This window comes from Oricola indica, from assembly GCF_965227485.1.
In the GTDB taxonomy this organism is placed as follows: domain Bacteria; phylum Pseudomonadota; class Alphaproteobacteria; order Rhizobiales; family Rhizobiaceae; genus Oricola; species Oricola indica.
Genome location: NZ_OZ245747.1, coordinates 2742610 through 2768404, shown reverse-complemented (window position 1 = coordinate 2768404; position 25795 = coordinate 2742610). Strand labels below are relative to the sequence as shown.

Annotated in this window: 25 protein-coding genes and 1 tRNA gene; 7 read left to right on the top strand and 19 right to left on the bottom strand. The window is 61.1% G+C overall.

Annotated features, from left to right (window positions below):
- Window position 1 precedes the first annotated feature (1 nt).
- The 9 genes from ACQK2M_RS13845 to ACQK2M_RS13805 all read right to left on the bottom strand — a co-directional run bounded on the left by ACQK2M_RS13845 (window position 2) and on the right by ACQK2M_RS13805 (window position 8558).
- The gene (locus tag ACQK2M_RS13845; protein ID WP_425418303.1) at window positions 2-424 is read right to left on the bottom strand and encodes a Zn-ribbon domain-containing OB-fold protein; all 423 of its coding nucleotides are present in this window, start codon (window positions 422-424) and stop codon (window positions 2-4) included.
- A gap of 2 nt (window positions 425-426) precedes the next feature.
- Window positions 427-1593, bottom strand: coding sequence for an acetyl-CoA acetyltransferase (locus tag ACQK2M_RS13840; RefSeq protein ID WP_425418302.1), 1167 nt, complete (start codon window positions 1591-1593; stop codon window positions 427-429).
- 28 nt (window positions 1594-1621) lie between these two features.
- The gene (locus ACQK2M_RS13835) at window positions 1622-3160 is read right to left on the bottom strand and encodes a tripartite tricarboxylate transporter permease (protein WP_425418301.1); all 1539 of its coding nucleotides are present in this window, start codon (window positions 3158-3160) and stop codon (window positions 1622-1624) included.
- Between the two features lie 10 nt (window positions 3161-3170).
- Window positions 3171-3677, bottom strand: coding sequence for a tripartite tricarboxylate transporter TctB family protein (locus ACQK2M_RS13830; RefSeq protein ID WP_425418300.1), 507 nt, complete (start codon window positions 3675-3677; stop codon window positions 3171-3173).
- Window positions 3678-3843: 166 nt separating this feature from the next.
- Window positions 3844-4926 (bottom strand): Bug family tripartite tricarboxylate transporter substrate binding protein, encoded by a 1083-nt coding sequence (locus ACQK2M_RS13825; protein ID WP_425418299.1) that lies wholly within the window; start codon window positions 4924-4926, stop codon window positions 3844-3846.
- Window positions 4927-5068: 142 nt separating this feature from the next.
- Window positions 5069-6064: an Ldh family oxidoreductase gene (locus tag ACQK2M_RS13820; protein WP_425418298.1), complete on the bottom strand. Its 996-nt coding sequence runs from the start codon at window positions 6062-6064 to the stop codon at window positions 5069-5071.
- Window positions 6061-6996, bottom strand: a complete 936-nt coding sequence (locus tag ACQK2M_RS13815) for a hydroxyacid dehydrogenase (RefSeq protein ID WP_425418297.1) — start codon at window positions 6994-6996, stop codon at window positions 6061-6063. The genes ACQK2M_RS13820 and ACQK2M_RS13815 overlap by 4 nt, the downstream gene beginning before the upstream one ends.
- A 75-nt stretch (window positions 6997-7071) precedes the next feature.
- Window positions 7072-8253, bottom strand: a complete 1182-nt coding sequence (locus ACQK2M_RS13810; RefSeq protein WP_425418296.1) for a UxaA family hydrolase — start codon at window positions 8251-8253, stop codon at window positions 7072-7074.
- A gap of 17 nt (window positions 8254-8270) precedes the next feature.
- Window positions 8271-8558, bottom strand: a complete 288-nt coding sequence (locus ACQK2M_RS13805) for a UxaA family hydrolase (RefSeq protein ID WP_223477937.1) — start codon at window positions 8556-8558, stop codon at window positions 8271-8273.
- 118 nt (window positions 8559-8676) lie between these two features.
- Between ACQK2M_RS13805 and ACQK2M_RS13800 the strand changes: the two genes are divergently transcribed.
- On the top strand, window positions 8677-9405 hold the full coding sequence (locus ACQK2M_RS13800) for a GntR family transcriptional regulator (protein WP_425418295.1): 729 nt from the start codon (window positions 8677-8679) through the stop codon (window positions 9403-9405).
- Between the two features lie 139 nt (window positions 9406-9544).
- Here the strand turns inward: ACQK2M_RS13800 and ACQK2M_RS13795 are convergent.
- Window positions 9545-9620 (bottom strand) — tRNA-Thr (locus tag ACQK2M_RS13795).
- A 98-nt stretch (window positions 9621-9718) separates the two neighbouring features.
- Between ACQK2M_RS13795 and ACQK2M_RS13790 the strand changes: the two genes are divergently transcribed.
- The gene (locus tag ACQK2M_RS13790) at window positions 9719-10486 is read left to right on the top strand and encodes an NAD kinase (RefSeq protein ID WP_425418294.1); all 768 of its coding nucleotides are present in this window, start codon (window positions 9719-9721) and stop codon (window positions 10484-10486) included.
- A 166-nt stretch (window positions 10487-10652) separates the two neighbouring features.
- On the top strand, window positions 10653-12086 hold the full coding sequence (locus tag ACQK2M_RS13785) for a DEAD/DEAH box helicase (protein WP_425418293.1): 1434 nt from the start codon (window positions 10653-10655) through the stop codon (window positions 12084-12086).
- A 67-nt stretch (window positions 12087-12153) separates the two neighbouring features.
- On the opposite strand, the gene sufA is transcribed toward ACQK2M_RS13785, so the two are convergent.
- The 8 genes from sufA to ACQK2M_RS13745 form a co-directional block, all read right to left on the bottom strand.
- Entirely contained in the window at window positions 12154-12537 is a 384-nt protein-coding gene (sufA, locus tag ACQK2M_RS13780; protein ID WP_223477941.1) for a Fe-S cluster assembly scaffold SufA, read from the bottom strand.
- A gap of 71 nt (window positions 12538-12608) precedes the next feature.
- A complete protein-coding gene (locus ACQK2M_RS13775) occupies window positions 12609-13010 on the bottom strand; it encodes an SUF system Fe-S cluster assembly protein (RefSeq protein WP_425418292.1) in 402 nt (133 codons plus the stop codon).
- A gap of 10 nt (window positions 13011-13020) precedes the next feature.
- Window positions 13021-14268, bottom strand: coding sequence for a cysteine desulfurase (locus tag ACQK2M_RS13770; RefSeq protein WP_425418291.1), 1248 nt, complete (start codon window positions 14266-14268; stop codon window positions 13021-13023).
- Between the two features lie 2 nt (window positions 14269-14270).
- Window positions 14271-15542, bottom strand: a complete 1272-nt coding sequence (sufD, locus tag ACQK2M_RS13765; RefSeq protein ID WP_425418290.1) for a Fe-S cluster assembly protein SufD — start codon at window positions 15540-15542, stop codon at window positions 14271-14273.
- Between the two features lie 23 nt (window positions 15543-15565).
- A complete protein-coding gene (sufC, locus tag ACQK2M_RS13760) occupies window positions 15566-16321 on the bottom strand; it encodes a Fe-S cluster assembly ATPase SufC (protein ID WP_425418289.1) in 756 nt (251 codons plus the stop codon).
- 179 nt (window positions 16322-16500) lie between these two features.
- Window positions 16501-16887 (bottom strand): DoxX family protein, encoded by a 387-nt coding sequence (locus ACQK2M_RS13755; protein ID WP_425418288.1) that lies wholly within the window; start codon window positions 16885-16887, stop codon window positions 16501-16503.
- A complete protein-coding gene (gene sufB / locus ACQK2M_RS13750; RefSeq protein WP_223477947.1) occupies window positions 16880-18349 on the bottom strand; it encodes a Fe-S cluster assembly protein SufB in 1470 nt (489 codons plus the stop codon). Before sufB ends, ACQK2M_RS13755 begins: the two co-directional genes overlap by 8 nt.
- A gap of 142 nt (window positions 18350-18491) precedes the next feature.
- On the bottom strand, window positions 18492-19667 hold the full coding sequence (locus ACQK2M_RS13745) for a cysteine desulfurase family protein (protein ID WP_425418287.1): 1176 nt from the start codon (window positions 19665-19667) through the stop codon (window positions 18492-18494).
- 195 nt (window positions 19668-19862) lie between these two features.
- On the opposite strand from ACQK2M_RS13745, the gene ACQK2M_RS13740 reads away from it, so the two are divergent.
- From ACQK2M_RS13740 to ACQK2M_RS13730, 3 genes are read left to right on the top strand one after another with little or no spacing between them, the layout of a single operon-like run.
- Complete coding sequence (locus ACQK2M_RS13740) at window positions 19863-20537, top strand: alpha/beta hydrolase (protein WP_223477949.1); 675 nt, start codon at window positions 19863-19865, stop codon at window positions 20535-20537.
- Window positions 20538-20580: 43 nt separating this feature from the next.
- A complete protein-coding gene (locus tag ACQK2M_RS13735; protein ID WP_425418286.1) occupies window positions 20581-22314 on the top strand; it encodes an ArnT family glycosyltransferase in 1734 nt (577 codons plus the stop codon).
- Window positions 22315-22333: 19 nt separating this feature from the next.
- Window positions 22334-23314 carry a glycosyltransferase family 2 protein gene (locus ACQK2M_RS13730; protein WP_425418285.1) on the top strand — a complete coding sequence of 327 codons (981 nt, stop codon included), beginning with the start codon at window positions 22334-22336 and terminating at the stop codon, window positions 23312-23314.
- 6 nt (window positions 23315-23320) lie between these two features.
- Here ACQK2M_RS13730 and ACQK2M_RS13725 read toward each other — a convergent pair whose 3' ends face one another.
- Window positions 23321-24448: an anhydro-N-acetylmuramic acid kinase gene (locus tag ACQK2M_RS13725; RefSeq protein ID WP_425418284.1), complete on the bottom strand. Its 1128-nt coding sequence runs from the start codon at window positions 24446-24448 to the stop codon at window positions 23321-23323.
- Between the two features lie 93 nt (window positions 24449-24541).
- On the opposite strand from ACQK2M_RS13725, the gene tyrS reads away from it, so the two are divergent.
- Window positions 24542-25792, top strand: a complete 1251-nt coding sequence (gene tyrS / locus ACQK2M_RS13720) for a tyrosine--tRNA ligase (protein ID WP_425418283.1) — start codon at window positions 24542-24544, stop codon at window positions 25790-25792.
- Window positions 25793-25795: the final 3 nt, after the last annotated feature.

Sequence of the window (25795 nt, the reverse complement as noted above, 5' to 3'; positions counted from 1 at the left end):
TTCACGCTTGCGCTCCCTGCTGAGGCTTGAAGTTCAGTAGCGAATGGCCTTCCTCGATTTCCGAGATAACCGAATCGACCCGCATGCCGATCGACACCGTGTCCGGATCGCAATCGACGATATTACCCATGATGCGGACCCCGACATCGAGATCGACGAGTGCCACGACATAAGGCATCCGCGCCTTGAAGCTCGGATGCGGCGCGAAACCGGGAACCGAAAAGGAGTATACGGTTCCGGACGCCTCGACGGCGCGCCACTCGATGTCGTCGGACCAGCACCCCGCACAGATCGGACGGGGATAGAACTGATAGGTCTCGCAGGATTTGCAGTACTGCAGGCGAACCTCGCCTTCGCGAAGTCCCTGCCAGTACGGCTCGGCCTCGCCGGAATAGGTCGGCAGGACGTTGGGCGATTCACTCATAATTACTCTCCTCCCAGGATCAGTGTTGCGTGCGACGACAACACGCCGCCGACGCCATGGGCCAAGGTGAGATTGGCGGACGGGATCTGCCGATCGCCGCATTCGCCGCGCAATTGCCGCACCGCCTCGATGATCAGGAAAATGCCGAACATGCCCGGATGACAGTAAGAGAGCCCGCCACCACTCGTGTTCAGCGCGAACTCTCCACCGGGCGCCGTTCTCTGACCGGAAACGAAGGCTCCCGCCTCGCCCTTGGCGCAGAAGCCGAGGTCTTCGAGGCAAAGCATGACCGTGATCGTGAACGAGTCGTAGATCTGCGTCACGTCGATGTCGGACGGCTTCACGCCGGCCATTCCGAACGCTTTCGGCCCGGTTATGCCAGCCGCTGTCCGCACGAGATCCGGCATCTGCGAAATGCCCATATGCGAATGGGTATCCGCGAAACCGAGCACGGCGACCGGACGCTTTTTCAGGTCGCGCGCCCGTTCGAGGCTGGTCACGATCACCGCGCCACCGCCGTCGGTCACAAGACAGCAATCGTAACGATGCAGCGGATCGGTCACGATCGGCGAGTTCATGACGTCGTCGATGCTCAGTGGATCACGCGTATAGGCCTTCGGATTGAGCGCGGCCCACTTGCGCGTCGCTACCGCGATCTCGGCAAGCTGCTCCGATGTCGTTCCGAACTCGTACATGTGCCGGCGCGCGGCCATCGCGTAAGCCGCTAGCGGCAGCGGCGGGCCATAGGGCGCCTCGAACTGCCATGGTGGCTCGGGGTTGCCATATGTTCCCTGCGGATTGCGGCTGCGGTCTGATTTCTGCGTGCTGCCATAGGTGATCAGGCACGTTGTGCAGAGACCGGCTTGAATGGCGGCCATCGCGTGACCGACATGGGTCTCGAAGGATGATCCGCCGGTGATGGTCGAGTCCGAGTAGCTTGGCTGGATGCCCAGATACTCGCTCAGCGCCATGGACGGCATGTGCATCGAGTTGAACGGCGCCGCGGTCAGAACGCCGTCGATGTCGCTCTTCTCCAGCCCCGCGTCCTCGATGGCTGCCTTGGCGGCCTCCATCTGGAGCTGGAAGATCGTCTTGCCCGGGACCGAGCCCAGATCGGACTCCGCCACACCGGCGATCGCTATCCCTTGACTGCTATGCTGGCTTGCCACGTCAATATTCCCTGGTCTGTTGTTGCATTCATTCGTCCACGCTTGCCTGCGCGGTTTTCCCCGCCGCACCCTCGCTGTCGATCCTGCGCGTCTTCAGGATCCGGCGATGCAGCCGGACCGTGACTAGTAGTGTCAGCGCGAAGAAACCGAGCGCGATCGGGCGCGTGAAGAAGATCGTCCAGTCTCCGCCCGAGAGCAGGAGCGACTGGCGCATCGCGTTCTCGACCATGGGTCCGACGAGAAAGGCGATGATGAGCGGAGCGAGCGGGAAGCCGGTACGCTTCATGAAGAGGCCCAGCAGCCCTGCTCCGACCATGACGTAAATATCGAAGATGTTGTTGTTGATGCTGAAAGCGCCGACCACGCACAGCGTCAGGATGATCGGGAACAGGAACCGCGTCGGCACCAGGACCACCATGGCGAACAGGCGGATCAGGTAGTGCCCGAGCAGGAACATGATCCCGTTTGCCACGAGCATGCCGATCAGGATCGCGTAGACCGTGGGTCCGCTGTGCTGGAACAGGGTCGGTCCCGGCACCATGCCGTGCAACAGGAAGGCGCCTGCGATGATGCTGGAGATCACGTCGCCGGGAATGCCGAGCGTCAGGAGCGGCACGAAGCTGGCGCCGTTGACGGCGTTGTTCGCGGCTTCGGGCGCAACGATACCTTCCTCGCAGCCCGTACCGAATATCTCGGGTGTGTCGGATTTGTGCTTCGCCTCCGAATAGGCGAGGAACGCCGCCAGCGACTGACCGACGCCGGGCACGATCCCGACGATCGTTCCGATGATGCTGGAGCGCAGCAATGTCCGAAAATGCTTCTTGAACATCGCCATCGACGGGTAGCTGATGTGGTAATTCGATCCAGCAGCCGTCTTCGCGATCTTCGGCCCGATCTTTCGCACGCCCTGATCCAGCACTTCCGAGATACCGAACAGGCCGATCAGCATCGGGATAAAGGAGATGCCGCCCTGAAGCTGGAATGTGTCGAACCAGAAGCGCGGCGTTCCAAGAATGACATCCGGACCGATCACTGCGAGCAGCATGCCCATCGCGCCCGACATCAGGCCCTTGACCATGTTGCCGGTGGAAACCGTGGCGATCACGGTCAGCGCGAAGAGCGTAACGGCAAACATTTCGGGCGGACCGAACTTCACCGCGATAGCGGCGAGCGGAGCCATGACGAGGATCATCACGATATCGCTGAACGTATCGCCGAACACCGAGGCCGTATGCGCAAGCGACAGCGCCCGGTTCGCCTCGCCGCGCTTCGTCATCGGATAACCGTCAAGCAGCGTCGCGGTGGAGGATGCTGTCCCCGGCACGTTGATCAGGATTGCCGAGATCGACGCGCCGAACACGGCGCCCTTGTAGATGCCGACCAGGAAGACGATGGCCGCAACCGGCGACAGATAGAATGTAAAGGGAATGAGGATGGCGACAGTCAGTGCACCACTCAATCCGGGTATCGCGCCGACAAGCGTTCCGACGAAGACACCCGCCAGAATGTAGAGCAGGTTCTGCCACTGCGCGAAAAGAGCCAGACCTTCAAGGAATTGCGCGTACATCTCGAGAGCCCTACTGGAACAGCCGACCGAGCGGCAAAGGGATGTTCAGCATGTCGCCGAACACGAAATAGAGAACCGCCGTCAGCCCGGCCGTGACCAGAAAGGTCATCCATACGGACGCGCCGAGATAAAGCATGTACAGGACGGCCACGATCGCGGTTGCGTAGATGTAGCCGATCCAGATTGTTCCGATCACATAAAGCACGATCAGCGCGATCGGGACGATCGCATTGAGCAGCGCATCCCTTTGCGTAGGAGCTTCATCGTCTTCTGCGACCGGAAACTCGTGGATCTCGTCCCCGCTGATGCGCCGCTTGAGCCAGAAGGCCGCAAGGAGCACGCAAAGGATCATCGAGAACAGGAGTACGACGCGGGGGAACAGCCACGGCTGAATTCCGTCATCGTAAAGGCCGGGCGCTTCCTGCGGGGCGATGATGAAGAGCCAGAGCGCCAACGGGATCGCGACGATCGCTATGATCAGATCGAGATAGCCTTTGAGGGGGTTCTTGGAAAACATGAAAAACCTGTTTTTCGCGGAACACGAGACAAGCTGACGATACCCCAAAAAGGGCACGCTTCCCTCGCAGACTTTGATTGGCTTCAACTCGCCCGCCGAGCGGCCATGCCGCCATCACGGGGTCTTTGGATCGCGTCCGCCCGGAAGAGCGGACGCGATGTCTTGCTTATTCCGAAGCGCCGAGCAGCTTGGAATACATCTCGAATTCGCGATCGACGCGCGCTTGGGTGTCTTCGCGGGACATCCACTGCACAGAGACGCCAATTGCGCCCATGCGTTCCTGGAATTCCGGGTTTTTCACGACCTTCTCAAGCGCGTTCTCAAGCGTTTCCATGCGCTCTTCCGGCACGCCGACAGGAGCGTACACCGCATACCAGGGGCTCAGGCCCGAAAATCCGACTTCGCTGAAGGTCGGCACGTCCGGAAACTTCTCGAGACGTTCGGCATTATCGACGACCAGAAGACGGGTTTTGCCGTCAGCACCGAGATCGCCGCGTACTTCCGTACCCGCAAGCTGAACCTGGTTGCCGTGAAGGGCCGCAATCACATTGCCCGAACCGCCCATCGGCACATGGCGGATTTCAAACCCGGCCTGATCGGAAATTCCCTTCATCGTCAGGTGGGCGACGCTGTTCTCACCGCTGGTCGCATAGGTGATCGATCCGTCGGAAGCTTTTGCAGCCTCGAGAAAATCATCGAAGGTCTGCCACGGAGAATCCTCCGGCACGACAAGTGCGGTGAAGAACGTACCCACATGACCAACCGGCGCGAGATCGCCCACAGCATACGGCAGATCCTGAAGGATCGGCTTCGGAAGGACGGGACCTGCCGGCACCATCCCGAGCACATAGCCATCAGGACGCTGCGACACCATCCAGGCCGTACCGATCGTACCGCCACCGCCGCTCGTATAGTTCGGCACGAGCGAAACGCCGAGTTCTTCCTGGTAGAACGGAATGAGCGCCTGCGTCGCCACATTCGTGGAGCTGTTCGCACCGAATGGCACATTGATCTGGATCGGCTTGGTCGGGAAATCGTCAGCCTGCGAGGGCGTGGCGGCGACCGACAGTCCGGCAATCGCGCCAACCGCCGCCATCAGCATCGGACGGTTCAGTTTCCGTAAGTAGTTCAGCATGCGTTTTCCTCCCTTTGAAAACTCACCGAGCCAGACGCTCATCGCCTGTCCGGTAAAGACCGAAAGAGCGAACCGAAGACCGGTAACATGAGCGAAGCCTTCTCCGACGCCCACATGAGTTCTTCGGCAGTCCGTTCGGCATTCGATGCATCAGATAATGCATCTTATATAAGACATACTAATTTGCCTCTGAATGTGTGTCAACTGCCTACCGCCCCTGTAACCGGCTTTGCGAAACGCGGAATGAAGAACGAAATCACTGGCCGAGCGCGGAAATCTGCGCCAGCAGATCGTCGTCGACCGAAATGCCTTTCTGCATGATCTCGGCCTTCAGTGACTGACGCCTGCGGCCCGGAACGCGCGCGCCGGGCATCGCGTCGATGAGCCCGGCCAACACCGCGAATCGGCTCACCGCACTGCCTCCGAAAACTTCGGGATCGATCGCGATGATCAATTGTCCGGTACCCGGCGCCGCTCCCTCTCCGTCGAAGAAGGAAGTCGCTTCATAGCCGTAATTGGCGCCAGTCAGGCCCGCACACAGCATCTCGACCATGAGCGCGAGCGCTGTGCCCTTCGCATCGCCCATGGGCACCATCGTGCCGTCGAGGGCAGCCTGCGCGTCGGTCGTCGGGTTGCCCTCGCGATCGAGCGCCCACCCCTCCGGTATCGCGTTGCCTTGCTGTTTGGCCGCCATGATTTTCCCGCGCGCCACCTTGGACAGCGAGATATCGACCACCACGGGTCCGTCCTCGCCGGCGGGAGCCGCGAATGCGATCGGGTCCGTACCGTAAAGCGGTGTCTTGCCGCCCCAGGGCGCCATCGCGCTCGGCGCATTGGCGAACAGAATTCCGACAAGGTTCTTCTCCGCCAATCGCTCGACGATCGTGCCGGCGACACCGCAATGATGCGACCGGCGAATGCCCGCCATGGCGATTCCCTGCAGCGTGGCCGCCTCGGGCAGGTTCTCCAGGGCAAGGTCGATCGCCGGATAGGCGAAGCCGTTTGCCGCATCCACCGCGAACGCGCCCGGCCGCTTCCTTTCGATCGTCGGAGTGGCTTTCGCATCGACCTTACCGGAAAGCGCCTGCGCGCAGTAGGACGGCATCCGGCGTAGCCCGTGACCGGACTGACCGGCCAGTTCGGCGGCGATCAGGGCGCGTGCGACCGACCCGGCATTCGCTTCGGACGCACCGCACCGAGCGAGCGTCTCGACGATGAGTGTTGTCGCTTCGGCGACCCCAAGCAGTTTCACGACGCGCTTTCCTTCAGATGTTTTGCGACAGTGTCCGCGGTCAGACGGCTCACCCGCACATTCGATTCGTCCGTGACGCCCGCGATATGCGGCGTCAGAATGACATTCGACAGGCCGGCGAACATCGCGCCACGCTCTTCGGTCAGCGGCTCCTCTTCGAACACGTCAAGCGCCGCGCCGGAGATCTTGCCGGACGTCAGCGCCGCCTGAAGCGCGAATTCGTCGACCGTCCCGCCGCGCGCGGCGTTGATCAGGACCGCACCCTTCTTCATTCTCGCGAAGGCTTCCGTTTCGATGATGTGCCGCGTTTGAGTCGTAAGCGGTATATGAAGGCTCACGACATCCGAAATGGATAGCAGTTCGTCGAGTGATACGCGCCCCACATGTTTCCAGGCCGGATCGTCCACCGCAACGAAAGGATCGCTCGCGACCACCGACATGCCGAGCGCGGCGGCCCGGCGCGCGACCTCGCGCGCGATCGAGCCGAAGCCGACGAGCCCCATCGTCTTGCCCGATATTTCGCGGCCGATAAGCGCCTGTCGCGGCCATTCGCCTGCGGCAACTGAGACGGTCGAAAGGTAGGCGCCGCGCAGCAGCATCAGCGCCGTTGTGATGACATATTCCGCCACCGAAAGATCGTTTGCGCCGTTCGCCGGGTAAACCGCGACGCCCCTCGCCTTGCAAGCGTCGACGTCGATGTTGTCGAGCCCGACTCCGAGACGCCCGACGCATTGAAGCGCCGGTGCGGCTGCCAGAAGATCGCCTCGCACCTGCGTGCGATTGCGCACGAGGATCGCCTTCGCAGCGCCGAGCGACGCCAACAGTTCCTCCGGACGATCGACCAGCGTCGGATCGAAGAGTACCGAGAAATCCTGGCGCAGCGTATCGACGGCAGCCTCCTCCATGAACTCGCTTATGACAATGTCATGCATGGCGTTTGCCTGTCCGATGGCTTGAAATGAAACGGACCCGGCGATGATGCCGGGTCCGGAATTGGCAGGGCCTGATCAGGCGCTCCGGTAGAGTTTCGTCATGACGAACTCGCGGTGACCGAGCGCCTCGGCTGCCGTGCTTCGCCCATTCGACGTGCGGACGATCATATCGATCAGGGAATCGCCCGCCTCGTCGATCGTCATCTCTCGTCGCAGGATGCCCGAAACATCGACATCGACATGCTCGCCCATTGTCCGGATCGTCCGGGGATTGGCCGATATCTTGATCACGGGCACGATCGGGTTGCCGATGACATTGCCCTGTCCCGTCGGGAATGTGTGTACCACATATCCGGCGGCCGCCATGAGCGTCACGCATTCGGCCGCGGCCGACGACGTGTCCATGAAGTAGAGACCTTTTCCGGCAGTCGGCGCCTCCGCCGGCTCGAGGATATCGATATAGCGCGATTCGCGGCCGATCTTCTCGAGATTACCGAGCGCCTTCTCCTCGATTGTGGTCAGGCCACCCTCGATATTGCCCTTCGTGGGCTGGCTTTCCGACAGATCGTCCGTCTGGTGCGCGAAGATCACGTCATCCTGGTAGGCCTTCCACATCTTGTACCAGCGCTCGCCGACTTCCTCGTTGATCGCACGCGCCTTGCAGATGTGCTCGGCGCCGGTGATCTCGGAGGTTTCTCCGAAACAGCCATAGATGCCTTCCGGCAGCAGCTTGTCATACATGTTGCCGACGGTCGGGCAGGATCCCAGTCCGGTCGTCGTATCGCTCTCGCCGCATTTGGTGGAGACCCACAGGTCCGAGATCGGGCATTCGACGCGCTGCAATTCGGACGCATAATGCACGAAGCCCTTGGCCGCGCGCGAAGCATCCATGATGGTCTTGAGATCACCGTTCTGCTCGATGGAGAAGGCCGCCACCGGCTTGCCGGTTTCGGCAATCCCGTCCGCGATCTTCTGTGTCCAGCCAGGCTCGATACCGATCACGACCACAGCGGCGACATTCGGGTTCGCGCCCGTGCCGATCATGGTGCGGAAATGCAGATCGAGATCCTCGCCGAACTGAAGACGCCCATAAGCGTGCGGAAGCGCGAGTGTGCCCTTGATATTGTTGGCCACCGCCTCGCATGCCGCATTGGAAATGTCGTCGACGGGAAGGATTACCACATGGTTGCGCACGCCGACGCGACCGTTGTCGCGGCGATACGCCATGATGGTAAGATTTGAATATTGCGATGCCATTCGACAGCCCTCCCCGGCTACCAGCGCTTGGTTTTCAGATTGTGGACGTGGACGTGGCCGCCTTTTTTCACATCGGCGGTGAATTTCCCGATGTCCTCGCCATATTTGATTGCGGTCTCGCCCGCCTTCAGGTCGCGCAAAGCCACCTTGTGCCCGATCGGCACGTCGTCTCCGACCCCCAGATTGAAACTGGAATTGTCGGCCGTGACGACGCACAGCATGTCGGTTCCGGCCTCGAGATTCTCCACCACGACCACGCCGACATTGTCGGCATGTTCATGGACTAGCAATTGTGGTGCGGTCATTCAGTGCTCCTTCCCTACTCAGCTAACTCTTATATAAGATATACGATACATAATAGTGGAACTGTCAAGCGCGATGCACTATTATCAGGCACCGAAATTGCGAAGGAGCGCCGGCCCGTTGTCCGCAGAACACGAAGCACTGGACTACAAACCGCTTTATGCCCGCATCCGTGACCGCCTTGTCGGCCGCCTCGTCGATGGCCAATGGACGCCCGGCATGCTGATTCCCAGCGAGATGGAACTCGCCCGCCAACTCGGCGTGAGCCAGGGAACCGTCAGAAAGGCGCTGGACGTTATGGCCTCGGAAAACCTGCTCGTGCGCAGGCAGGGGCGCGGCACCTATGTCGCCGTACCCGAGGAAGGTCCGCAGCAGTTCAAGTTTTTCCGGCTCCTGCCCGACGACGGAAGCCGCGTGCTTCCGGAATCGGAGGTCGTGCGCCGTCGCTCGGCGAAAGCGTCCGCAATGGAAGCCAAGATGCTGAAAGTGCCACCAGACAGCCAGCTCTGGACCGTCGAGCGCGTCCGGTTTCTCGGCGACGAACCGCTTCTGGTCGAAACCATCATCTTGCCGGCGGCGCGGTTTCCCGGTTTCGACGAGGTCAACGACCTGCCAAACAATATCTATGGCCTTTACGCGGAACGATGGGGCGTCACTATCTCGGCAGCCTCCGAAAAACTGAAGGCGGTCGCCGCGGAAAAGAACGACGCCGAGCTTCTCGGTTGTGCGCTGGGAGACCCGCTCATCCAGATCGAGCGCATCGGCTACGACCTGGAAAACACACCCAGCGAAATCCGCGTCTCGCGATGCAATACGCGCAATGCGCATTATGTTTCGGTCGTGCGATAGCGCCTAGAGCCCAGCAAAAGAACCGCCGCTTTCCGCAAAGCGCTTAAGCAGGGGCGCCGGCTCCCGGAAAGCGTCCAGTGTTGGCCTGCCCCTGAGGGCCGGAGCCACGGGAACGCGAATATGTGGCACTAAAAATTGCTGGTGCCCCCGGAGAGACTCGAACTCCCGACCCTCTGATTACAAATCAGATGCTCTACCAACTGAGCTACAAGGGCACGCGTTGCCGATAGCATATACACGAAAGCTGTAAAGAGACTATTTCCAAGCTGTGTGCTAAGCGCACCGGGTTAATGTGATTGCGAGCCCTGCCCTCATGAACAATGAGTCCATCGCCTTCCTGTCGTCGGATACGCCGGAGTCGCGCGAATCGGCCAAGTTGCTATCCGCGCTCTACGGTCAGGAATCGATCGAGGAAGCCGAGACGATCGTCGCGCTCGGCGGCGACGGTTTCATGCTGCAGACGCTTCACCAGTTCATCAACACCGGCAAGCGGATCTACGGCATGAACCGCGGGTCGGTCGGCTTCCTGATGAACGATTTCCGCGAGGACGGGCTTCGCGAACGCATCGCCGCCGCCATTCCGGAATCGATCAGGCCACTGCGGATGCGCACCGAAAACATGGATGGAGAAAAGACCGAGGCCTTCGCCATCAACGAGGTTTCGCTGTTTCGCCAATCCTACCAGGCCGCCAAGATCGCCATCCACGTCGATGGCAAGGAACGGCTCGCGGAACTGATCTGCGACGGCGTGATGCTCGCGACACCGGCCGGGTCGACGGCCTACAACCTGTCGGCGCAAGGCCCCATTATCCCCATCGACGCACCGCTTCTCGCGCTGACGCCGGTCAGCCCGTTCCGTCCGCGGCGCTGGCGCGGAGCGCTCCTCCCCAACCAGGTTTCGGTCACCTTCACCGTGCTGGAGGCGGAAAAGCGACCGGTCAACGCCGTGGCAGACCATTCGGAGGTCAAGTCGGTGCGCAGCGTTCGCATAGAGGAAGCGCGCGACGCGACGGCGACGCTTCTGTTCGACGAGAGCCACTCCTGGGACGAACGAATCCTTGCCGAGCAGTTCCGCTACTGACGCAAGGGTCGGCGCGAGAAGAGCACGATCAGGCCCTTTTGGGCTCGCAAAACGCGGGAATTCCGGGCTTTCGGTTGACTCTGAGGCCACAAACGCCTAGTTGCGAGCCGGAACGCGGCATGTGCCGCCCTCTAATCCGTTTTCGACGACGAAGCGTGGATATCCTTTGACATCATTCTCTGAACTTGGACTTTCGCAAAAGGTCCTCAATGCCGTGGAAGCCGCTGGCTACACGGAACCGACGCCGATTCAGGCGCAAGCCATTCCGCATGCGATGGAAGGCAAGGACGTGCTGGGCATCGCGCAGACGGGCACCGGCAAGACCGCCTCTTTTGTTCTTCCGATGATCACGCGCCTCGAGCGCGGACGTGCACGCGCCCGCATGCCGCGCACGCTGATCCTCGAACCGACCCGCGAACTCGCGGCACAGGTCGAGGAGAACTTCAACAAATACGGCGTCAACCACAAGCTGAACGTGTCGCTTCTCATCGGCGGCGTCTCCTTCGATGAACAGGACCGGAAGCTGCAGCGCGGCGCCGACGTTCTGATCGCGACCCCCGGTCGGATGCTCGACCACTTCGAACGCGGCAAGCTGCTTCTGACCGGCGTCGAGATCCTCGTGATCGACGAGGCCGACCGCATGCTCGACATGGGCTTCATCCCGGATATCGAGCGCATCGTGAAGCTGATTCCCTTCACCCGCCAGACGCTGTTCTTCTCGGCGACCATGCCGCCGGAGATCACCCGCCTCGCGGACCAGTTCCTGCATTCGCCGGTTCGCGTGGAGGTATCCCGCGCGGCGTCCACGGCCACCACGGTGAAGCAGAAACTGCTGGGCGTATCGAAAAAGGACTACGAGAAGCGCGCTTCTCTCCGCGACCTGATTCGCAACCAGGCGGATCTGAAGAACGGCATCATCTTCTGTAATCGCAAGCGCGACGTCTCGGAACTGTTCCGTTCGCTTGACCGGCACGGCTTCTCCGTCGGCGCCCTTCATGGCGACATGGACCAGCGTTCGCGCATGGCCATGCTGAAGGGCTTCAAGGACAACAAGATCCAGCTGCTGGTGGCTTCGGATGTCGCCGCTCGCGGTCTCGACATCCCAGACGTCAGCCATGTTTTCAACTTCGACGTGCCAATCCACGCCGAAGACTATGTCCACCGCATCGGACGGACCGGCCGTGCCGGCCGTTCTGGCGCCGCCTACACGCTGGTCTCCAAGCCCGAAATGAAGCATCTGGACGCGATCGAGAAGCTGATTTCGACCCAGATCGAATGGCTCTCGCCGATTCCGGAAGCCGGATCGGAGGAAGACGAGAAGGACGGGCGTCGCGGCCGCAAGGAACGCGGTTCGAAGCGCGGCAAGCGCGATCGTGGCGAAAAGCGCGAAACGCCGGTCGAAGCGGCAGCGGAAACCGTCGAAACCCAGGTTGAGGCGGAACCAGAGGCTCCGAAAGAGCAGGAAACGCGAAAGTCCAGATCGGAAAACAAGCCCGACTCGCGTCCCGAGCGCAAGGATCGCAAGCGCCGTGACAATGACGGCCCGGTGCCGGTCGGCTTCGGCGAGGAAATCCCGGCCTTCATGATGAACGGCCAATAGTTTTTTGACATGAAACGAAAAACGCCCGGCATCGACCGGGCGTTTTTGATTCAGGATGCCGTTCGGGTCAGACCGCGCCGCGCGCTTCGGCCAGCTGCTTCAGATCGGCAGGCTTCAGTTCGACCGATTCACCGCACCCGCACGCTGACGATTCGTTCGGATTCTTGAAGACGAAACCGGTGCGCAGCTTGGTCACCTCGAAATCCATCTCGGTGCCCAGCAAATAGAGCATCGCCGCCGGATCGACCCAAAGATGCGCGCCGCCATGTTCGATATGGTCATCTCTGGAATCGGGCTCCGTCACGAGATCGACGGTGTATTCCATACCCGCGCAGCCGCCCTTCTTGATTCCCACGCGTACGCCCTTCGCGTCGTCGCCGGCGCGCGCCGAGACGATTTCCTTCACGCGGTCAGCCGCCGCATCGGTCATTGTCATGATGGCAAATGGCATGTTTTCATTCCCGGGTCTGCGTTCCATACGAATCTAGGCATGAAGTCCGTACCTCGCAAGCACGGACCGGTTCAGTACCATCCGACCGCGATTTGCGCCTCTTCCGACATGCGATCCGGCGTCCAGGGCGGGTCGAACACCATGTCGACCTCGACATCCATCACGCCTTCCACCGTGCGCACGGCGTTTTCGACCCAGCCCGGCATCTCGCCGGCGACCGGGCAACCTGGCGCGGTCAGGGTCATGTCGATCTTGACCGTCCGGTCGTCCTCGATATCGACCTTGTAGATCAGGCCGAGTTCATAGATGTCGGCCGGAATTTCCGGATCGTAGACGGTTTTCAGCGCCGAGACGATGTCGTCGGTCATCCGCGCCAATTCCTCGCGCGGAAGCGTGGAGGCCTTCTCTCCGGCCTCCTCCGGTGCATCCGCATCGGTGATCGATGTTTCGTCTGTTTTGTGCTCTTCGCTCATCACTACCTCGTCAGCCGAAGAATGAGCGCGCCTTTTCAAGCGCCTCAGCCAGGATGTCGATTTCAGCCTTTGTATTATACATGCCGAACGATGCGCGGCAGGTCGATGTCGCACCGAAGCGCTGCAACAGCGGCTGCGCGCAATGTGTGCCGGCCCGAACGGCGACCCCCGAACGGTCGATCAGCATCGAAACGTCGTGGGCATGGATGCCTTCCATCTCGAAAGACACGATGGCTCCCTTGCCGGGCGCGTTGCCGATGATCCGCAGCGAATTGATACGGCCGAGCCTCTCATGCGCATAGGCGCGCAATTCGGCCTCATGCGCCGCGATCGCCTCGCGGCCGATCGTTTCCATGTAGTCGAGCGCATGGCCGAGCCCGATCGCCTGGACGATCGGCGGCGTGCCTGCCTCGAAACGGTGCGGCGGATCGTTGTAAGTGATCGTATCGACGGTGACTTCGCCGATCATCTCGCCGCCGCCCTGGAAGGGTTGCATGGCGGAGAGCCGATCCTTTTTGCCGTAGAGAACGCCGATACCGGACGGCCCGTAGACCTTGTGGCCGGTGAAGACGTACCAGTCGCAATCGATATCCTGTACGTCGACGGGCATGTGCACCGCGCCCTGACTTCCATCGATAAGAACCGGGATGCCACGCGCATGGGCGATCCGGCATACGTCCTTGACCGGAACGACAGTGCCGAGAACATTCGACATATGCGTGATTGCGACCAGCTTGGTGCGGTCCGTCAGACACGCCTCGAACCGTTCAAGATCGAATACGCCCTCGTCATCGACCGGCGCGAAAACCAGCTTGGCGCCCTGCCGTTCGCGCAGGAAGTGCCATGGAACGATGTTGGAGTGATGCTCCATGATCGAGATGACGATCTCGTCGCCTTCTCCGATATTCGGTACACCCCAGCCATAGGCAACCGTATTGATCGCCTCGGTGGCCGACTTGGTGAAGACGATCTCGTCGGCCGATGACGCGTTCAGGAAGGTCTTGACCTTGGTGCGCGCGCCCTCATAGGCGTCCGTCGTCGCATTCGACAGGAAATGCAGCCCGCGATGGACGTTGGAATACTCGTTCTCGTAAGCGTGCGTGACCGCGTCGATCACCTGCCTCGGCTTTTGAGCGGAAGCGCCATTGTCCAGATAGACAAGAGGCTTGCCGTGCACCTGCCGCGCGAGGATTGGAAAATCCGCGCGGATCGCCTCGACGTCAAAGGCCAGCGCCCCGGTGTCCGTTGTGGCGTCCATCGTCAACCGTTCATCTCCAACCAGTGGTCGAGCCGCGTCTCCAGCACCCCGATCAACCGCTCGTCGCCCAGTTCCTCGATGATCTCGGCGACGAAGGCCTTGATCAGCAGACCCTGCGCGATCTTCTCCGGGATGCCGCGCGCCATCAGGTAGAACAGGTGCTTGTGATCGATCTCGGCGACGGTCGCGCCATGCGCGCAAATCACGTCGTCCGCGAAGATCTCCAGTTCCGGCTTGGTGGAGAACCCGGCCTCATCGGACAGCAGCAGCGTGTTGCACGCCATCTGCGCATCGGTCTTCTGGGCGATCTGATCGACACGGATCTGGCCCTGGAAAACGCCCTGCGCCTTGCCGGTGACAACGCTGCGCACCGTCTCGGTCGATGTCGTGTTCGGCACCAGATGGCCGAGCGACAGCGTGATGTCGCAATGCTGGGAATCGCCCAGCAGGTTGACGGCCCGGAACTGAAGGTCGGCGCCCTCGCCCAGCACATCGGCATTGATTTCCTGACGGACGAGTTTGCCGGAAAGATTGACGATGAAGAGTGTCAGCCGGGCGTCTTCCTCCAGCGTGATGTTGAGCTGTGCAAGGTGGTCCGACGCATCGCCGGTTTCCTGAACCGTGACCCAGGTCGCTTTTGCGCCCTTTCCGAGCTTCAGATCCGTTACCACGGTGCCAAGGGCTTCGGCGTCCGAACCGGCTTGGCGGTCATGGAAGGTCGCGGTCGCGCCCTCGCCGACGGTGACGGAATTGCGCACGTGAAGCTGGCCGCCATCATGCAGCGTTTGAAATTCAATCGGCTCGGCAATTTCCGCGCCGTCATCGACCTTGACCACGAACCCGTCGGTGACGAAGGCCGAGTTGATAAGGCCGATCGCATCATGAACGCCGTGATCGGCAATCGTCACACCGGAAACATCCGCGCGCAGCGCGTCGGCCATGGCGCTGATCGACACGCCTTCCGGAGCCGCGATCGTGTCGATGCTCCGGTTCTTGATGACCTGACGCCACGATCCCATGACGAGACTCTCGAGATCGGCGACGTCTCCGGCTGCGTTATTGGTCGGCAGACGGGTCAGCAGGCGGCGAAGGTCGGTATAGTGCCACGCTTCCACCCGTCGGGTCGGCAATCCGCTTTCCTTGATCGACTGGATCGCGCGGTCACGCAACTGCACCATTTCGGCATTGCCGGGAAGCGACCCGACAAGTGTGCCGAACTGCTCCACGAGCGCAGTCTCGGCCGCGGTAAGCGGCAGTTTCGACTGGACATTCATTCCGTCGTCTCCTTCCGCCTGCCTCAGGCCGCTTCGTTGATGATGTCGGCGTAGCCATTGGCCTCGAGTTCGTGCGCCAGTGACTTGTCGCCGGTCTTGACGATGCGCCCCTTCAACAGGACATGCACCGTATCCGGAACGATATAGTCGAGCAGGCGCTGATAGTGCGTGATCACGATGGTGGCGCGATCCGGCGAGCGAAGCGAGTTCACGCCGTCGGAGACGATCTTCAGCGCATCGATGTCGAGGCCGGAATCGGTCTCGTCGAGCACGCAGAGCTTCGGCTCCAGCAGCTTCATCTGCAGGATTTCCGCGCGCTTCTTCTCGCCGCCCGAAAAGCCGACATTGAGCGGGCGCTTCAGCATCTCCATCGAGATGTCCAGGCTGCCGGCGGCTTCCTTGACCACACGAATGAAGTCCGGCGTCGTCAGTTCGCCTTCGCCGCGGGCCTTGCGCTGCTCGTTCATAGCGACCTTCAGGAACTGCATGGTCGCCACGCCCGGGATTTCCATCGGATACTGGAACGCAAGGAAGATGCCGGCGGCGGCGCGTTCGGCCGGATCCATTTCGAGAATGCTCTCGCCGTTGTAGAGGATCTCGCCTTCGGTCACCTCGTAATCCTCGCGCCCTGCAAGGATGTAGGAAAGCGTCGACTTTCCGGAGCCGTTCGGGCCCATGATCGCGGCAACTTCACCGGCCTTCACGGACAGGTTCAGGCCGCGGATGATCTCGGTGCCGTCCTCGGCGATGCGTGCGTGCAGGTTCTTGATCTCAAGCATGTCTTCTCTCACTCATAGTCCCGTCGCCGATCGCAGGACCGGCAGTAATATCGCGGCCACAATCCCCACGACAGCGCCGATCAGCGCGCGGCGGGGGCGTGTACCCAACAGGGGCGCGAATGCGGCGAGTGCGCCGCAGACAAGCCCGTAGAAAACCAGACCAACCGGATCAGCCAACATCAGACCGCCCTCCTTCGTCCCGAGGCGTCAGCGCCCGCGACCGACAACAAGCCGGCCATTATTCCCAAGTTCTTGGTAAAGAGCTGGAATTGAATCGCAGCCTCTTCACCGCTCAGCACCCAGAACGGGTGCAAATACCAGTTCACGACCGCCACATAGGCGATTAATCCAAATGCAGCCGGAACGACCAGCTTGCCGAGGATGAGAGCCCCGCCCCCGGCTATCTGCGCCGCCATCGCGATGTAGACGAATGGCAGCGGTGCGCTGAAACCGGCTTCCGCCAGCATCCCGACCATGTAATCGGTCTCCGCCATCTTCAGAATGGCCGAACCGACAAAAAAAACTCCGAACGCGATCCGGGCGATCGCGAGCAAAGTGTCAGCCAACAGAACCCTCGAGGCTGATTCCGATCAGCTTCTGCGCCTCGACAGCGAACTCCATCGGCAATTCCTGGATGACTTCCTTGACGAAGCCGTTGACGATCAGCGCGATGGCCTCCTCTTCGGGAATGCCGCGCTGCATGCAATAGAACAGCTGGTCCTCGGAAATCTTCGACGTCGTCGCCTCGTGCTCGAACTGCGCCGTCGCGTTGTTCGCTTCGATGTAAGGCACGGTATGGGCGCCGCATTCATTTCCGATCAGCAAGCTGTCGCACTGCGTGAAGTTGCGCGCGTTTTCGGCCTTGCGGTGCGCAGAGACGCGGCCGCGATAGGTGTTGTTCGACTTGCCGGCGGAAATGCCCTTGGAAATGATCCGGCTCGACGTGTTCTTGCCGAGATGGATCATCTTGGTCCCGCTGTCGATCTGCTGCGCGCCGTTAGATACGGCAATCGAGTAGAACTCGCCGCGCGAATTGTCGCCGCGCAGGATGCAGGAAGGGTACTTCCAGGTGATCGCGGAACCGGTCTCGACCTGCGTCCAGGAGATCTTGGAGTTCTTGCCCCGGCAGTCACCGCGCTTGGTGACGAAATTGTAGATGCCGCCCTTGCCCTCGGCATCGCCCGGATACCAGTTCTGCACGGTCGAATATTTGATCTCTGCATCATCCATGGCGACCAGTTCGACCACGGCGGCATGCAACTGGTTTTCGTCGCGCTGCGGCGCGGTGCAGCCTTCCAGATAGGAGACGTATGCGCCTTCCTCAGCGATGATCAGTGTCCGTTCGAACTGGCCGGTATTCTTCTCGTTGATACGGAAATAAGTGGAAAGCTCCATCGGGCAGCGCACGCCCTTCGGCACATAGACGAAGGAGCCGTCGGTAAAGACCGCCGAATTGAGCGCGGCGTAATAATTGTCGGAGACCGGCACGACCGAGGCGAGGTATTTCTTCACAAGGTCGGGATACTCGCGGATCGCTTCCGAGATCGACATGAAGATCACGCCGGCCTTGGACAGTTCCTTTTTGAAGGTGGTCACGACCGAGACGGAATCGAACACCGCATCGACCGCGACCCTGCGCTCCTGAACGCCGGCGAGAATTTCCTGCTCCGCCAGCGGGATGCCGAGCTTCTCATAGGTCTTCAAAAGTTCCGGGTCGACCTCGTCGAGGGTCTTCGGGCCGGACATGCTCTTCGGCGCGGAATAGTAATAGAGATCGTTGAAATCAATCTTCGGATACTCGACGCGCGCCCAGGTCGGCTCTTCCATGGTCAGCCAGCGGCTATAGGCGTCGAGACGCCATTCCAGCATCCAGTCCGGCTCCTGCTTCTTTGCCGAGATAAACCGGATGATATCTTCGCTGAGACCCTTCGGAGCCTTGTCGCTTTCGATCAGAGTCTCGAAGCCGTATTTGTACTGGTCGACGTCAATCTTTCGGACCTGATCAATCGTTTCCTGTACCGCGGGCATTGCCGTCTCCGTTCATTCATTCCAGTTCCGGGCCGAACCCGGCTGCGTCGTCTATCACTCAAACTAGGTGATAAGCCACTTTTGAAAAGTTCTAAAGTGGAAAATATGACTCTTCCGTATATGTTTTAGCCGACTCGGAATCTCAAGCCCTCGCGAGTCGCTTTTCCGGCCTTGCGCGTTCGACGATTTTACCGAGTTCCCCGGCGATGCGCGTGACCGCGTCCTCGCCCGTTTCCGGCGCAAAGGAAATGCGGATAGCGCCGACATCGGATTCGACGCCCATGGCCGTCAGCACATGGCTGCGTCCCACCTTGCCGGAAGAGCAGGCCGAGCCCGCCGAGACGGCGATCTTTGCAAGATCGAGCGCGATCTGGACCGTTTCGGCCTTTAGTCCCGGAACCGAGAAAAACACTGTGTTGGGTAGCCTCTTCACGGTGCCGCCGTGGATGACGGCGTCAGGTGCGATTTCGAGGATTGCCGCCTCGAATGCATCGCGGACGGCCATGCATGACGCAAACCGGTCCTGGCCGGCCATCGCGACATCGGCGGCTGCGCCGAAACCCGCGATATTGGCGACCGCCTCGGTGCCGCCACGATGACCGCGCTCCTGCCCGCCACCGGAAATCAGCGGCATCGGCATCATCAGGTCGGACTGCGCGACAAGCGCGCCGGCGCCCTTGGGCCCGCCGATCTTGTGCGAAGACAGGATGAGGAAGTCACCGCAAGCATCGGCAATATCGATCGGAAGCCGGCCAAGTGCCTGCACGGCATCAACGACCAGAACCCCGCCATTCGCCTTGACCATGACCGCGATTTCCCGCACCGGCTGGATCACACCTGTCTCGTTATTCGCCCAGTGAACAGCCACGAGCGGCAGCCCCGTTGCCTTGTCGTGGCCGGCCAGCATGCGCTCCAAGGCATCCAGTTCCATCAAACCGGAGGGCTGGACAGGAAGTTGGACAATGTCCTCCGGTGCAAACTGTCCGCCTGCGAGAACGCAAGGGTGATCCGCCGCGCAGACAAAGAGCTTCGAGAATTTGAGCGGGGAGCGGCCGAAAGAAAAGCGTGGCGTCAGCACGGTCGACGCCGCCTCGGTCGCACCGGAAGTAAAGACGACATGGTCCGGCTTGGCGTTCACCAACGCGGCCACGCTGCGTCGCGCTTTCTGGACAATCGCCTTCGCTGCGCGGCCGGCAGAATGGACCGATGACGGGTTGGCGTCGATCTCAAGCGCGGCAAGCATCGCGTCGCGCGCCTGAGGCAGAAGCGGCGCCGACGCATTGTAGTCGAGATAAATCGCCTGCTTTCCCATAGCCATGGCCCGAAGAAACGATCAATTTCCTTGAATTTCGTGTTCCAAAAGCCGTATGACAGCGGCTTCGCGCGAACCAACGCCGATAGATTGGAACGTTTCTAATATTGTCATAGTGATGCCGCCTCCAACCGTCAACAGACCGGAAAAAGCGCGAATGCGCAGCCGGCGGCGCGCGGTCCGCACTGTCATGGAGTACTGATGCCAGAAGTTATTTTCACAGGCCCTGCCGGCCGGCTCGAAGGCCGTTACCAGCCTTCGCAGGAAAAAAACGCCCCCATCGCGATGGTTCTTCATCCGCATCCGCAATTCGGCGGCACGATGAACAACCAGATCATCTACAATCTGTTCTACATGTTCCAGAAGCGCGGGTTCACGACCCTGCGCTTCAATTTCCGCAGCATCGGCCGCAGCCAGGGCGAGTTCGATCACGGCGCGGGTGAGTTGTCCGATGCCGCCGCCGCGCTCGACTGGGTGCAGTCGCTGCATCCGGATTCCAAGTCGTGCTGGATCGCCGGCTACTCCTTTGGCGCATGGATCGGCATGCAACTGCTGATGCGTCGCCCGGAGATCGAGGGTTTCATTTCGGTTGCCCCGCAGCCGAACACCTACGACTTCTCGTTCCTGGCGCCCTGCCCGTCTTCCGGGCTGATCATCCACGGCTCCGAAGACAAGGTCGCCCCGCCGAAAGATGTTCAGGGACTGGTCGACAAGCTGCACACGCAAAAGGGAATCCTGATCACCCAGAAGACCCTGGAAGGCGCGAACCATTTCTTCGGGGACCACATGGAAACGCTGATGGCGGAATGCTCCGACTATCTTGATGCGCGCCTGCGCGGCGAATTGGTTCCCGAGACCGTCAAGCGGATCAAGTGACGCCGCGCGGACGATCCGCGCGCAGGCAGGGGCAACGCCAAGCATGACATCGACCGGCACCGTGCCAGTTTCGAAATCGGGCCTGGGCACGGCTATCCTGATCGCCGCTGCGGCGTTTCTCTTTTTTGCCGCGCTGACGCCCGCCATGCAGTTGTGGGACCGCGACGAAACTTATTACGCGCGCACTGCGCTGGAAATGCTGCGAACCGGAGACTGGCTGCTGCCGCGATTCAACGGCACGGTCTTCGCCCACAAGCCGCCGCTGATGTTCTGGTTTATCGCGGAATCCGTATCAATTTTTGGCGAAAACGAGTTTGCCTATCGCCTGCCGTCTGTTCTGGGGCAGACGTTGACGCTGCTCTTTACATTTTTGATCGGGCGCCGCCTTTTCTCCGCGCGGGTCGGGCACTGGTCGATGATCATTCTGGCGACCGCACTGATGCCGGCTTATCTCGCGGCCTCGGCGCAGATCGATTCGCTGCTGCTCGCCACTATCGCCATGTCGATCTGGTGCTGGCTCGCCTTGCGGGAGGCCTCCGGCCGCGGAACTGCTCTTGTCTGGACAGCGCTTCTTGCTCTTGCAGTGGGTCTGATGTTGCTTGCCAAGGGACCTGTCGGGCCGGCGATACTCAGCGTAACCATCCTCTGCGCCTGGATTTTCGGTCCTGCACCGGCGCGCCCGTCGCTGACCGAGTTCACGGGTCTCGTCGCGGCCGCGGTAGCCGGCATCGCGCTGTTTCTCGTCTGGGCCATCCCGGCCAATGCCGCAAGCGGCGGCGAAATGCTGGACAAGGGCGTCGGCATTCATATTCTCGGACGCGCATTCACGCCCATGGAAGGCCACGGCGGCAGTGGCGTTATCGGTTATCTTGCCACCTTACCGGTCTATCTGCCGGTGCTGTTCATCGGCTTCATACCCTGGGCGATCGATTTGCCCGGCGTGCTGGCATCGGGCACAAGCACAGCCACAGACAAGCCGGCACGCGACCGCCGCTTCGCTCGCGCTGTACTATTCGGATGGGCGGGCTCGACATTCATCTTGTTCACGCTGGTTGCTACCAAGCTGCCGCACTACATCCTGCCAATGTTCCCGCCGATTGCGATCCTGCTCGCCGCGCTGCATGTCAGCCGCTCCAAGGCACCGCCGCATAGCCAATTTTCCGCTGGCTTCTGGAGCAAGGCGACAGCGGCAACCTTGGTTGCAATGCAGACCGGCACCGCAATAGCACTTGTTGCCCTCGCGTTTTTCCTGCCGACCATCGCGGCTAAACTTGCAAGCGCAACCGCGGCCGTCCTGATCATGGGTAGCCTCTATTTCTTCCTGCGCTTGCGCGCCAATGGCAAGTTCGAGCGCGCGCATCACGTCGCGGCCGCCAGCATGGCGGCATTCCTCGCTATTATCTATTGGGGTGTCGCGCCGCAAATCGAGACATTCGTCAAGCCGATGCCGGCCGTCGAGGCCGCGATCGCCGCACGTCAGCTCGGAGAGCTACCGGTCTATGTTTCCGGCAGGATCGAGCCTTCGGTGATCCTCGCCGTAGATCCGCCGGCTTTCGAGGCCGCCAAGAAAATCGCCGACCCGCAGGCCGGGATTGTCGAACTCGCCGCCCGTGGGGAGGAAGCGGTCGTCCTCGTCATCCAGCGCGCATCAAAGAAACTCCACCCCGAACAAATCGGCAATCGCGCAAAAATCGTGTCTCAGCAGGAATTTTTCGATATCAACGGCGGCGGCAGACGAAGCCAGGTACAAATTGTGCACGTGACCGATGGGCGCTGACACCAAAGAAGTGCACCGGTTGATCCAGATCCTGGTCCCGGTGTTTAACGAGGAAGGGTCGATCGACACGTTCTTCCGCGGCATTGCGCCGACGATCGCGGCAGTCACGGACCGCTATTCCGGTCTGCGGTTCGAATTCCTTTTCATCAATGACGGTAGCCGCGACAGGACTGTCGATGCGATCCTTAATTCCGCCGGGCGTACCGTACCGACGCAGGTGCTCACGCTGTCGCGAAATTTCGGCAAGGAAGCAGCGATCACGGCCGGGCTCGCCGAAGCCAACGCGGATTGCGCCATTATCATCGATGTCGACCTGCAGGATCCGCCTGAGGTGATCTCCGAAATGGTCGACCGCTGGGTCGCCGGCGCGAAGGTCGTCGTTGGAAAGCGCGTCGATCGCAGAGAAGACACGCTCGCCAAACGGTTGACAGCGCGTTGGTTCTACGGCCTTCACAACTCGATTTCCAACGTGAAGATCCCGACCGATGTCGGCGATTTCCGCTTGATCGATCGCGCCGTCATCGATGCCCTGAACGAATTGAAGGAAAACGGCCGCTTCATGAAGGGCTTGTTTGCCTGGGTCGGCTTTCCAACGGAAACCGTCGAATACAAGCGCCGCAAACGCGCCGTCGGCGAAAGCCGCTTCTCGGCATGGAAACTCTGGAGCTTTGCGATCGACGGGATCACCTCGTTTTCGAACGCGCCGCTCGTCATGTGGAGCTATATCGGGGCATTCATTTCCGCCACTTCGATCGCCTACGCCGCCTATATCGTCATCCGCACGCTCGTCTTCGGCATCGATGTACCGGGCTATGCGTCGCTGCTCGTCGGGATGCTTTTCCTGGGCGGAATCCAACTCCTTGGGATCGGCATCATCGGCGAGTATGTCGGACGCATCTATACTGAGGCGAAACGGCGGCCGCCCTACATCATAGCCGAGAAACACGAAACCGGCGCGATTACCGCGAAGGAAACCAAATCGCGTAGCAAGGCGACCTAGTGGCCTTTACGGCAAGGCGAGAACGCCGCCCGTCGCCGGCTCGCGGCATCCTGTAGTCGTCGGGAAAGTCAGCGCCAGTCCCTTGCGGGACCGCACGGCGAGATAGGCCCAGGCCTCCGCCTCCATCATGTCGGCGTCGAATTCGGCCTCCTGAGCAGTCGCGATCCGCGCCGCTCCGCCCGCCAATTCCTGCAGCCGCCCGATGATGGCGTTGTTGCGCGCACCGCCGCCTGAGACGATCCAAAGCGACGGAGGCACGGAGAGCCTTTCGGCAGCCTTGTGAATGGCGGCCGCGGAAAGAGCGGCAAGCGTGGCCGCGCCATCGGAAAGCTCCATGCCATCGACATGGTCCAGCGTGAAGTCGTTCCGGTCGAGCGATTTCGCGCCTCCTCGGGCGAAGAACGGATTAGCCAGATAGCGCTCCACAACCGCCATGTCCGCCGCCCCTTCGCCGGCGATGCGTCCGCCATCGTCATAGGGGATGCCGGCATGTCGCTCGACCCACTGGTCGATCAGCGCATTGCCCGGCCCGCTGTCGAAGGCGGTTGGCGGCTGGCCCGGCGCCACGAAGGTGACGTTGGAAATACCGCCGATATTGACGAATGCGACCGCACCGAACCCCGGCTCCAATGCGGAAGGGAGCTGAGATGCCAGCGCCGCATGGTAAGCAGGCACAAGTGGCGCGCCCTGCCCGCCATGTTCCATGTCACGGGCGCGCATGTCGAAGACGGTCGCTATACCTGTCTCCCGTGCAAGAAGGCCGCCGTCGCCGATCTGCACCGTCAGGGCGCGCTCGGGACGATGCAGCACGGTCTGGCCGTGAAACCCGATCACATCGACATGCTCGCGCGCGATACCGTTCTCGGCGAGAAAAGCCTTTACAGCCTTGGCGTGACGCATGGTGAGCTCGGTTTCGAGATCTTTCAGGCGACCGGGCCTTTGCGAACGCTCGTCTATTGTCCGCGCATCCTCCAGCCCCGCTGCAAGGTCGCGTCTGAATGCAGGATCATAGGCGATCGCCATGGACGGCCCCCGCGAAACGACGCGAATGCCGTCGGTCTCGACGAGCGCGATGTCGATGCCGTCCATCGACGTTCCGCTCATAAATCCGATCGCCCGCATGACCTCCATCACCGCCCTCTTCTTGTCCATTCCGGCTGAATAGTGTTAAAGCCGCGCGGCCCCGAACACCACGGGTGCCGTTTCCCATCCACGCAGGCAAGCATTATGTCCGGTTACAAGTCCGATTTCCTTCGCACTCTGAACGAGCGCGGCTTCATTCATCAGCTTTCTGATGAATCGGGGCTCGACGAACTCCTCTGCAAGGAAACGGTCACCGCCTATATCGGCTTCGACCCGACCGCAGCCAGCCTGCACGCCGGCTCGCTCATCCAGATCATGATGCTGCACTGGTTCCAGCAAACCGGACACCGCGCGATCTCCCTTATGGGCGGCGGTACCGGCATGGTCGGCGATCCGTCCTTCAAGGACGAGGCGCGCCAGCTGATGACGGTGGAGAAGATCGAGGACAACATCGCGTCGCTGAAGCGCGTTTTCTCGAATTATCTCGACTACGATGCCGGCGAGAACGCCGCGCTGATGATCAACAATGCCGACTGGCTGCGTTCGATCAATTATCTCGAATTCCTGCGCGATGTCGGCCGCCACTTCTCGGTCAACCGCATGCTGTCCTTCGACAGCGTGAAGATGCGCCTCGACCGGGAGCAGTCGCTGTCCTTCCTGGAATTCAATTACATGATCCTCCAGGCCTACGACTTCGTCGTGCTGAACGAACGCTATGACTGCCGACTTCAGATGGGCGGGTCCGACCAGTGGGGCAATATCGTCAACGGGATCGATCTCGGCCACAGGCTGGGCACGCCGCAGCTCTATGCCCTCACCTCGCCCCTCCTCACGACCTCATCCGGCGCCAAGATGGGCAAGTCGGCGACGGGTGCGATCTGGCTCAATCCGGAAATGCTGCCGGCCTATGATTTCTGGCAGTACTGGCGCAATACGGAGGACGCCGACGTCGCACGCTTCCTCAAGCTCTACACGATCCTGCCCATGGACGAGATCGCACGCCTGTCGGCGCTGGGCGGGTCCGAGATCAACGAGGTCAAGAAGGTCCTCGCCACCGAGGTGACCGCCATCCTGCACGGCAGACAGGCGGCCGAGCAGGCGGCCGAAACAGCGCGCAAGACATTCGAGGAAGGCGCCCTCTCGGAGAACCTGCCGACTATCGAGGTCCCTGAGTCGGATCTCGGTGCCGGTATCGGGGTACTCTCGGCATTCGTGCAGGCGGGGTTGGCCGCGTCCAACGGCGAAATGCGCCGTCACGTCAAAGGCGGAGCCGTGCGCGTGAACGACGAGCAGGTCTCGGACGAGCGCATGACACTGGACGAAACAACGCTGCGGGACGGCGTCATCAAGCTTTCGCTCGGCAAGAAGAAACACGTTCTCGTCAAGCCCGTCTGAACG

Coding starts and splice junctions, on each gene's coding strand:
- ACQK2M_RS13845 (WP_425418303.1), bottom strand. CDS start 424: ATGAGTGAATCGCCCAACGTCCTGCCGACCTATTCCGGCGAGGCCGAG.
- ACQK2M_RS13810 (WP_425418296.1), bottom strand. CDS start 8,253: ATGGCATCGCAATATTCAAATCTTACCATCATGGCGTATCGCCGCGAC.
- ACQK2M_RS13770 (WP_425418291.1), bottom strand. CDS start 14,268: ATGGACGCCACAACGGACACCGGGGCGCTGGCCTTTGACGTCGAGGCG.
- ACQK2M_RS13805 (WP_223477937.1), bottom strand. CDS start 8,558: ATGACCGCACCACAATTGCTAGTCCATGAACATGCCGACAATGTCGGC.
- ACQK2M_RS13775 (WP_425418292.1), bottom strand. CDS start 13,010: ATGAGCGAAGAGCACAAAACAGACGAAACATCGATCACCGATGCGGAT.
- ACQK2M_RS13735 (WP_425418286.1), top strand. CDS start 20,581: ATGACATCGACCGGCACCGTGCCAGTTTCGAAATCGGGCCTGGGCACG.
- ACQK2M_RS13830 (WP_425418300.1), bottom strand. CDS start 3,677: ATGTTTTCCAAGAACCCCCTCAAAGGCTATCTCGATCTGATCATAGCG.
- tyrS (WP_425418283.1), top strand. CDS start 24,542: ATGTCCGGTTACAAGTCCGATTTCCTTCGCACTCTGAACGAGCGCGGC.
- ACQK2M_RS13835 (WP_425418301.1), bottom strand. CDS start 3,160: ATGTACGCGCAATTCCTTGAAGGTCTGGCTCTTTTCGCGCAGTGGCAG.
- sufC (WP_425418289.1), bottom strand. CDS start 16,321: ATGCTTGAGATCAAGAACCTGCACGCACGCATCGCCGAGGACGGCACC.
- ACQK2M_RS13740 (WP_223477949.1), top strand. CDS start 19,863: ATGCCAGAAGTTATTTTCACAGGCCCTGCCGGCCGGCTCGAAGGCCGT.
- ACQK2M_RS13790 (WP_425418294.1), top strand. CDS start 9,719: ATGAACAATGAGTCCATCGCCTTCCTGTCGTCGGATACGCCGGAGTCG.
- ACQK2M_RS13745 (WP_425418287.1), bottom strand. CDS start 19,667: ATGGCTATGGGAAAGCAGGCGATTTATCTCGACTACAATGCGTCGGCG.
- sufB (WP_223477947.1), bottom strand. CDS start 18,349: ATGCCCGCGGTACAGGAAACGATTGATCAGGTCCGAAAGATTGACGTC.
- sufA (WP_223477941.1), bottom strand. CDS start 12,537: ATGCCATTTGCCATCATGACAATGACCGATGCGGCGGCTGACCGCGTG.
- sufD (WP_425418290.1), bottom strand. CDS start 15,542: ATGAATGTCCAGTCGAAACTGCCGCTTACCGCGGCCGAGACTGCGCTC.
- ACQK2M_RS13815 (WP_425418297.1), bottom strand. CDS start 6,996: ATGCATGACATTGTCATAAGCGAGTTCATGGAGGAGGCTGCCGTCGAT.